Genomic DNA, 7521 nt, shown 5'->3' with positions numbered 1-7521 from the left:
GAAGCATGAGCGCCAGCTTGTGTGGAGGCGACGTTGGGATACCACCCTGATCGTATTGGAGTTCTAACTCTCTACCATTAGCTGGTAGGAGGACCGTGTCAGGTGGGCAGTTTGACTGGGGCGGTCGCCTCCTAAAGAGTAACGGAGGCGTCCCAAGGTTCCCTCAGAATGGTTGGAAATCATTCGAAGAGTGCAAAGGCATAAGGGAGCTTGACTGCGAGACCAACAAGTCGAGCAGGGACGAAAGTCGGGCTTAGTGATCCGGTGGTACCGCATGGAAGGGCCATCGCTCAACGGATAAAAGCTACCCTGGGGATAACAGGCTTATCTCCCCCAAGAGTCCACATCGACGGGGAGGTTTGGCACCTCGATGTCGGCTCATCGCATCCTGGGGCTGAAGTAGGTCCCAAGGGTTGGGCTGTTCGCCCATTAAAGCGGTACGCGAGCTGGGTTCAGAACGTCGTGAGACAGTTCGGTCCCTATCTGTCGTGGGCGTAGGAAATTTGAGAGGAGCTGTCCTTAGTACGAGAGGACCGGGATGGACGTACCGCTGGTGTACCAGTTGTTCCGCCAGGAGCACCGCTGGGTAGCTATGTACGGAAGGGATAAGCGCTGAAAGCATCTAAGCGCGAAGCCCCCCTCAAGATGAGATTTCCCAATTAGTAAGACCCCTTGTAGACGACGAGGTTGATAGGCTTGAGGTGGAAGCGCAGCAATGTGTGGAGCTGACAAGTACTAATAGGTCGAGGGCTTAACCTACAAGCTTTCTGGCAGTAGTTTCGTAAGAAACTGCGAGAAGAAAGCTACTATGTAAGCATAATATGCATAAGGATGCATTTGTAAACAATTACCTTCGTTTTGCTACTAGTTTTCAGGGAACAAACCCTGTATAATGTATAAAGTATTCCCTGATAGCTCAGTTGGTAGAGCACTCGACTGTTAATCGAGTTGTCACAGGTTCGAGTCCTGTTCGGGGAGCCATATGGAGAGGTGTCCGAGTCTGGTCGAAGGAGCACGATTGGAAATCGTGTAGGCGCCACAAGCGTCTCAAGGGTTCGAATCCCTTTCTCTCCGCCACTATTTCAATAATATACATTATTGCAAAACAAATAAGGCCCGTTGGTCAAGGGGTTAAGACACCTCCCTTTCACGGAGGTAACAGGGGTTCGAATCCCCTACGGGTCACCATAAAGTTTACATGGTACGGAGGCTTAGCTCAGCTGGGAGAGCATCTGCCTTACAAGCAGAGGGTCAGCGGTTCGATCCCGTTAGCCTCCACCATTATAGATTACGACGCGGGGTGGAGCAGCCCGGTAGCTCGTCGGGCTCATAACCCGAAGGCCGCAGGTTCAAATCCTGCCCCCGCAATTAAATTTTCTTGAAGCTAATTTGTTTCTAGAAAAAAGTGTGGAGCCGTGGTGTAGAGGCCTAACATGCCTGCCTGTCACGCAGGAGACCGCGGGTTCGAATCCCGTCGGCTCCGCCATTATAATATAATAGTAGTATGGCTCGGTAGCTCAGTCGGTAGAGCAGAGGACTGAAAATCCTCGTGTCGGCGGTTCGATTCCGTCCCGAGCCACCATTCACTCTTAACAGTGAACGTGGAGGCTTAGTGAAGTGGCTAAACACGGCAGACTGTAAATCTGCTCTCTTCGAGTTCGGTGGTTCGAATCCATCAGCCTCCACCATTATAGGGGCATAGTTTAAAGGTAGAACAAAGGTCTCCAAAACCTTTGGTGTGGGTTCAATTCCTGCTGCCCCTGCCAGTAAAACTGTAGGACATTTGAATATGGCGGTCGTGGCGAAGTGGTTAACGCATCGGTTTGTGGATCCGACATTCGGGGGTTCAATTCCCCTCGACCGCCCCATTATTATCTTTAATGGGGATTAGCCAAGCGGTAAGGCAACGGACTTTGACTCCGTCATGCATAGGTTCAAATCCTATATCCCCAGTTTTATGCGGAAGTGGCTCAGCGGTAGAGCATCGCCTTGCCAAGGCGAGGGTCGCGGGTTCGATTCCCGTCTTCCGCTCCAATTATTTTATGGCGCCATAGCCAAGTGGTAAGGCAGAGCTCTGCAAAAGCTTTACCCCCAGTTCGAGTCTGGGTGGCGCCTCCACAATCTTTCGAGCCGGAGTGGCGGAATCGGCAGACGCACAGGACTTAAAATCCTGCGGTAGGTGACTATCGTACCAGTTCAAGTCTGGTCTTCGGCACCATGTAATCTTTATCCTGAATAAGCCGGTGTGGCGGAATTGGCAGACGCGCGCGACTCAAAATCGTGAGGGAAACCGTGGGGGTTCGAGTCCCTTCACCGGCATAATGGAAACACATGCGTGTAGCATAAGGATTTGCTTATAATGAGCAAGTCCTTTTTGCATTTTATAATGGTTATTTTTGCTTTACAAGCACCACACCGACTGCGATAAAGCCAAGACCGATCCACGTTTTCCACGAAGGAACCTCTTTTAGAAACCAATATCCCATCCATAGCGCGATCAGAATCTCCAGACACTTGGAAAAAACCAATACATAGGCTAGATTATGTGTTGCTTTTGAGCCGAATTTGACTCCATAGCCAATGCACATATTTGCTACGAAAAAAATGGGGATCATTGTGAGTTGAAAGAGAAAAGTAGTCCAAAATTGAGGATCTATATGTTTGCTTTGATAAGAAAAAATCAGATTGATAGCTGTTAACCCCACGAATAACAAAGCAAGACTGTATAAGTAAAGCATGCATACCTCCAGGATTGTGTGATATCTATAATGTTTCCTGAAGCCAATTTTTTTACCATAAGAAAACTTAACAACTTTTTTGTCGTATAAAGGAATATTATGGGGTTAAGTAGAATGGTTAGATAAGATTATAATGCTTAGGAGGTTGTTTATACGTATGAAGAAGATCAAACTAATGTTAAGTCTTCTGGCCGTGGTCTGCATGTTCTCTTTATTCAATTCTCAAGTTAAGGCAGCTGACAAGATTAACATTTTAGTATTTGGGGAGAAAGTTAATTTTTCAAATAAGCCAATGGAGATTAACGGAAGGATATTAGTCCCATTAAGGTCAGTATCAGAAGCCCTTGGTGCAGATGTATTTTGGGATGAGCAGACACAGAAGATCACGCTTGTTAAGGGCAATGTACAGAATGAACTATATCTGAATAATCTAATTGCGAACACATATGTAGCGGATAATCATTTTGATGCACCAAGTCCATTTACAAAATCGAGTACAACACTTGATGTGGCGCCTCGGGCTTATGATAATGTGACTTATGTGCCGCTCAGATACATCGCAGAAAGCTTTGGTATCGAAGTTGCGTGGAATGCAAACACTTCTACCGTTAGTTTAGGATTATATACTGTTCCAGGTACAGGTAAATATAGTTCTTGGAAGCTTCTTAAAGGACATGCTTTAGAATCCAAGTATAATTTATTTGTGAAAGAAGAGGTCAATGGTACGAATAAGAGCATTCAATTTACTTATGAGGATTTAAAGCCAGCCAATCTGAATGAAACGATAAAAATTACATACAACGGCAAAAGTTTTAAACTGACTAGACAAAAGATGTATGAGTATTTTTCTGATTCATTGGATTTTGCTACTGTGATGGAAAAGTTAGGTGATTCAAAGGCAATTAATAAGCAGTTAGATGAACATGATGAGGTATTTGGCAAGTATTTTGATGAATGGTTCAATCGGAAAGCGGATGAGAATAATCTACCGAGGTATTATGATGTGTTTGAGAGACAAGAGCAAGCACGGCAAGTAAAGATTACTAACATATCACCACTTGATTTTGACCAAATATTTGATGAACAAGCAAGAATGGAACAAGAAGAGCAGTTATATGCGAAAATAGAAGAACAGCTTAAGAAGCTGAATGATCAAGTTACAAACGAATGGGTACGATTGATGAATCAGAATACGAAACGAATTACAAAAGAATGGGTAGATGCAGAGGAGCTAGATAAAAAAGCGGATGGACTCTTCGTTGCTAGTGGAGACGGCCCTAGAACATGGAGATTCCAGCGAGTATACACACCAATTTACGAGTTTTCAATGACTGCCCAGCAGTACGAACTAGCCAAGACGGAACCAGTTGATATAGATGGTATTCGGATCAAAAGATGGGATAATTGGCTGACGTTTAATACGAGTGATCTTCTGAAGAAGAATATTATTCGCGCGGAGCATGTGAACATCCTTCCGGAGTGGGAGGAGATGTGGGATCAAGCGGTTAAATTGTTCCTGAATACGCAATATCCACAAGTGGATTATATTCAAATCAAGGAGAAGTTCAGAGCGCGTCAAAAGTCTGCAATTCCGACTCAATTGTGGCCTTAACGAGCTGCATGCATTCTTCTACAGTCTTGGCATAGATTTGTTTGCCGTTGACAATGACATAGGGTCTCGCTTTACAAATGCGGCAGAAGCTGAGGCAATAAGTACGGAGGACAGCCACACCCGGATATTCGTTCTCTAGCTCTTCTAGATCGACCTGACTCATTAGATTACTATCACATACTTCTACGACTACGATTCCGATGGTGAACACCTGCCTTTGGTGGGAAAGTTGAAGGGTTACGAATAAATTCGTAACCCTACTTGAGTTTTATAGAATGCTTAATCGATATTCTTCTGTATATCTACAGCTTACTTAGCTGCTTCGTAACGCTTGCCAACTTCAGTCCAGTTCACAACGTTCCAGAAAGCTGCAATGTAGTCAGGGCGTTTGTTTTGGTAGTTAAGGTAGTAAGCATGCTCCCATACGTCTAAACCAAGAATAGGCGTAACGCCTTCCATGATTGGGCTGTCTTGGTTTGGAGTGGAGGATACAACTAATTTGCCATCCTTCACGCTTAGCCATGCCCAGCCAGATCCGAAACGTGTAGCAGCTGCTTTAGCAAAATCTTCTTTGAACTTAGCGAATCCGCCTAGCTCATTGTTGATTGCTTCTGCAAGTGCACCAGTTGGCTCGCCGCCAGCGTTAGGTCCAATTACTTCCCAGAATAGGGAGTGGTTCGCATGTCCGCCACCGTTATTGCGCACTGCTGTACGGATTGACTCAGGAACTGCATTCAGATCTGCAATTAGATCTTCAATGGATTTAGCTTGTAAATCTGCATGTCCTTCAAGTGCTGCATTGAGGTTAGTAACATAAGCATTGTGGTGACGATCATGGTGAATCATCATCGTAGTTTCGTCGATATGTGGTTCCAAAGCGTTATTCGCATATGGTAATGCTGGTAATTGATGTGCCATCGTATAAATCCCTCCTAGGAATATGTAACTACAATTCTTATTATTACTCATTTTCATCATTAAATCAACATTGTTGTATATAAAGTATGTGAAGTTCTATACCTGTAAAAAAGCAGCCAGCTCTATAAGCTTGCTGCTTTAAGTAAGAATATGCTCTTTTTTGATTAAATAGGCGCATTTGTTGCCGTTCTTGGCTAGACATTCCGTGCGTTCTACCTCAGTATTTAATAAGGTTTGGAATAAGTTCAGCTCACATTGACAAGCGTAGCTATATTCATTGGCAACCTGCGCAATGGGACAGTTATGTTCTTTAATGAGATAATCCCCATCCGTTGTCTGCTCCCAGTCTGCCATATAGCCATTCTTTTTTTGAATTTCGGTAAGAGCGGCAACTTTGTCATGTAGGCTTTTGCCTTCTAGACTCGACTGATATTTATGAATAAGTTTATCATTGCGACGTTTAAATAATCGCTCAACTAGCTCTTCATCCACTTCATCTGCTAATTCCTGCAGCAGGTCTAGTGTAAGCGTGTGATAGTTTTTGGTAAAAACATCATCTGCCAGTTCAGTTAAATTAAATTGATATAACGGGCGCCCCATAGGCTGTCTAATCATTCGGGATTCGACCAAGCCGTCTAGTTCAAGTGATTGCAAATGTCTACGAACGGCCATTTCAGTAATTTCTAGATGTGCTGCAAGTTCTTTGGTGCTTTGAGGACCTTTTATTTTTAAGAAAAGAAGAACATTCTTACGTGTAGACGTGTTTTCATTCGGATTCATCATTTCACCACCTAGTGAATTCTGGTTTTATCGATAGTTTAACTGATTCTTAAAGATAAGTAAATTAATATACTAAAATGTATAAAAAAGAAGTAAAAAATAATCGCATATCTGAAATAAGTATGGGATAATGTTCAAGTATGTAAATGTATATAACCCCAGACCTAATGGTACTGGGGCTGATCATAGTTGTCATATCAATGGACAATTCTTGGGTGCTAGATGCAGAACGCCGAAAGAATGATTACAAGAAGGATAAAGAGTACAAGAATTTCTGTAGTACCCCAACCACATCTTACACCAGCTACTTCACCACATGACATATGAATTCCTCCTTATACAGTGATATGCTATTTAAATTACAAATAACCCGGAACGAAGAATTATAACTAGCAAAATGAAAAGTACCAGTATGGCACCAGTTGAAGTGAATCCGACACCACCCATAGTGACATCCTCCTTTCCGATGATATGTAGTAGTTTATGATGTAGAGGTATTCATTGATTGGACAATTGACCCGGTTATCATACGAAGTGGCAAACATCTATAAATGATACTGAATAGGGAGTGATCCATATGGAATTTCGGAATATTAGAGAAGATGTGAATAAAGTGGTTACAAAACCACCTTATTGATGATATACTGCCATTTATGTTTCCCTCGACTAAAGTAGGGGGGACTTGTAGCCCTTAGACTGTATCGAGTTTTGGTGTAATCGGCTACAATAGAATAAGCTATATAAAATGAGAAGGATCGGAGGTGGCAACATGGGGGAAGGGACACGCAATAATTACAATCGTAATCGCAATACTGCCTATTTACTTATTGGAACAGGTGTATATCTCTTAATTGAACATATAATCGGTCTATACCTTGTGATTGCCATTTTACTGATTGCGCTTGGGATTTATCAGATGCGAGTGGATCATAAACGCAAGGGCTATATATTGATTGGCATTGGTGTAATCTTTGTGTTACTGCGTGATGTATCCATATTGTTAGCGATTGTGCTTATCATTGGCGGTTATTTTTATTTTCAGTCGCGAAAGGTTGATAATCGGAATCCATCCGTACAGAAGAAGCATTCGATCATTGATAGCATCAAGTGGGGACATGAGCCTTGGCCGCTGCAAGACAGCTCGGTATGGTTTGTATTTGGAGAAGTCAATCTTGATCTAACGACAGCCATATTCGTTCAGGAGGAAACTACAATCCTTGTACAAGGCGTGATAGGTGATATCGATATTACGATACCTGAAGAAATAGGCGTGTGGATTGATGCCTCTTTGGCCATAGGGCCAATAGATGCTGTGAATCACAATGAGCATGGCATGATGAGCAAGGTAAATTGGCAATCATCCAACTATGCTACGAGCTCGAATCGTGTGAAACTAATTATTTCCTTTATCGTAGGAGATATTGATATCAAAATTCTAAATTAACGATATGCCATATAGGATGAAGACTACTC

Annotated in this window: 8 protein-coding genes, 15 tRNA genes and 1 rRNA gene; 18 read left to right on the top strand and 6 right to left on the bottom strand. The window is 43.0% G+C overall.

What is annotated here, in order from left to right; all coding sequences use genetic code 11:
- The 16 genes from E0485_RS16215 to E0485_RS16140 all read left to right on the top strand — a co-directional run.
- A 23S ribosomal RNA gene (locus E0485_RS16215) occupies nt 1–759 on the top strand; the annotation flags it as partial.
- 146 nt (nt 760–905) lie between these two features.
- Nucleotides 906–981: transfer RNA gene (locus E0485_RS16210), tRNA-Asn, on the top strand.
- 3 nt (nt 982–984) lie between these two features.
- Nucleotides 985–1077: transfer RNA gene (locus tag E0485_RS16205), tRNA-Ser, on the top strand.
- Nucleotides 1078–1113: 36 nt separating this feature from the next.
- Nucleotides 1114–1188 (top strand) — tRNA-Glu (locus tag E0485_RS16200).
- Nucleotides 1189–1205: 17 nt separating this feature from the next.
- A tRNA-Val gene (locus E0485_RS16195) sits at nt 1206–1281 on the top strand.
- 13 nt (nt 1282–1294) lie between these two features.
- Nucleotides 1295–1368, top strand: a tRNA-Met gene (locus E0485_RS16190).
- Nucleotides 1369–1409: 41 nt separating this feature from the next.
- A tRNA-Asp gene (locus tag E0485_RS16185) sits at nt 1410–1486 on the top strand.
- A gap of 20 nt (nt 1487–1506) precedes the next feature.
- Nucleotides 1507–1582, top strand: a tRNA-Phe gene (locus E0485_RS16180).
- A gap of 21 nt (nt 1583–1603) precedes the next feature.
- A tRNA-Tyr gene (locus E0485_RS16175) sits at nt 1604–1688 on the top strand.
- Between the two features lie 4 nt (nt 1689–1692).
- Nucleotides 1693–1766 (top strand) — tRNA-Trp (locus tag E0485_RS16170).
- 26 nt (nt 1767–1792) lie between these two features.
- A tRNA-His gene (locus tag E0485_RS16165) sits at nt 1793–1868 on the top strand.
- A gap of 13 nt (nt 1869–1881) precedes the next feature.
- Nucleotides 1882–1953: transfer RNA gene (locus E0485_RS16160), tRNA-Gln, on the top strand.
- A 6-nt stretch (nt 1954–1959) separates the two neighbouring features.
- Nucleotides 1960–2034: transfer RNA gene (locus E0485_RS16155), tRNA-Gly, on the top strand.
- A 10-nt stretch (nt 2035–2044) separates the two neighbouring features.
- A tRNA-Cys gene (locus E0485_RS16150) sits at nt 2045–2118 on the top strand.
- An 11-nt stretch (nt 2119–2129) separates the two neighbouring features.
- Nucleotides 2130–2218 (top strand) — tRNA-Leu (locus E0485_RS16145).
- 21 nt (nt 2219–2239) lie between these two features.
- Nucleotides 2240–2319 (top strand) — tRNA-Leu (locus E0485_RS16140).
- Between the two features lie 71 nt (nt 2320–2390).
- On the opposite strand, the gene E0485_RS16135 is transcribed toward E0485_RS16140, so the two are convergent.
- Entirely contained in the window at nt 2391–2738 is a 348-nt protein-coding gene (locus E0485_RS16135) for a hypothetical protein (RefSeq protein ID WP_132419095.1), read from the bottom strand.
- Between the two features lie 157 nt (nt 2739–2895).
- Between E0485_RS16135 and E0485_RS16130 the strand changes: the two genes are divergently transcribed.
- A complete protein-coding gene (locus E0485_RS16130; protein WP_165921207.1) occupies nt 2896–4350 on the top strand; it encodes a copper amine oxidase N-terminal domain-containing protein in 1455 nt (484 codons plus the stop codon).
- Here E0485_RS16130 and E0485_RS16125 read toward each other — a convergent pair.
- From E0485_RS16125 to E0485_RS25540, 5 genes are all read right to left on the bottom strand, one after another.
- Nucleotides 4304–4513, bottom strand: coding sequence for a DUF1450 domain-containing protein (locus E0485_RS16125; RefSeq protein ID WP_235857598.1), 210 nt, complete (start codon nt 4511–4513; stop codon nt 4304–4306). The genes E0485_RS16130 and E0485_RS16125 overlap by 47 nt on opposite strands.
- Nucleotides 4514–4659: 146 nt before the next feature.
- The gene (locus E0485_RS16120) at nt 4660–5268 is read right to left on the bottom strand and encodes a superoxide dismutase (RefSeq protein WP_132419093.1); all 609 of its coding nucleotides are present in this window, start codon (nt 5266–5268) and stop codon (nt 4660–4662) included.
- 138 nt (nt 5269–5406) lie between these two features.
- Entirely contained in the window at nt 5407–6051 is a 645-nt protein-coding gene (locus E0485_RS16115) for a helix-turn-helix transcriptional regulator (RefSeq protein ID WP_328591321.1), read from the bottom strand.
- Nucleotides 6052–6266: 215 nt separating this feature from the next.
- Nucleotides 6267–6371, bottom strand: coding sequence for a YjcZ family sporulation protein (locus tag E0485_RS25950; protein WP_407944855.1), 105 nt, complete (start codon nt 6369–6371; stop codon nt 6267–6269).
- 31 nt (nt 6372–6402) lie between these two features.
- Entirely contained in the window at nt 6403–6495 is a 93-nt protein-coding gene (locus E0485_RS25540) for a sporulation protein YjcZ (RefSeq protein WP_132419092.1), read from the bottom strand.
- A gap of 322 nt (nt 6496–6817) precedes the next feature.
- On the opposite strand from E0485_RS25540, the gene liaF reads away from it, so the two are divergent.
- Nucleotides 6818–7492, top strand: a complete 675-nt coding sequence (gene liaF, locus E0485_RS16105; protein WP_165921206.1) for a cell wall-active antibiotics response protein LiaF — start codon at nt 6818–6820, stop codon at nt 7490–7492.
- The last annotated feature ends 29 nt before the right edge of the window (nt 7493–7521 follow it).

Source organism: Paenibacillus albiflavus (genome assembly GCF_004344915.1).
GTDB lineage: Bacteria > Bacillota > Bacilli > Paenibacillales > NBRC-103111 > Paenibacillus_AM > Paenibacillus_AM albiflavus.
This window is presented reverse-complemented; position numbering and strand designations above follow the sequence as displayed.

Excerpts from the sequence above, each read along its gene's own strand:
- E0485_RS16135 (WP_132419095.1), bottom strand. The coding sequence starts at position 2,738 with ATGCTTTACTTATACAGTCTTGCTTTGTTATTCGTGGGGTTAACAGCT.
- E0485_RS16130 (WP_165921207.1), top strand. The coding sequence starts at position 2,896 with ATGAAGAAGATCAAACTAATGTTAAGTCTTCTGGCCGTGGTCTGCATG.
- E0485_RS16125 (WP_235857598.1), bottom strand. The coding sequence starts at position 4,513 with ATGAGTCAGGTCGATCTAGAAGAGCTAGAGAACGAATATCCGGGTGTG.
- E0485_RS16120 (WP_132419093.1), bottom strand. The coding sequence starts at position 5,268 with ATGGCACATCAATTACCAGCATTACCATATGCGAATAACGCTTTGGAA.
- E0485_RS16115 (WP_328591321.1), bottom strand. The coding sequence starts at position 6,051 with ATGATGAATCCGAATGAAAACACGTCTACACGTAAGAATGTTCTTCTT.
- E0485_RS25950 (WP_407944855.1), bottom strand. The coding sequence starts at position 6,371 with ATGTCATGTGGTGAAGTAGCTGGTGTAAGATGTGGTTGGGGTACTACA.
- E0485_RS25540 (WP_132419092.1), bottom strand. The coding sequence starts at position 6,495 with ATGGGTGGTGTCGGATTCACTTCAACTGGTGCCATACTGGTACTTTTC.
- liaF (WP_165921206.1), top strand. The coding sequence starts at position 6,818 with ATGGGGGAAGGGACACGCAATAATTACAATCGTAATCGCAATACTGCC.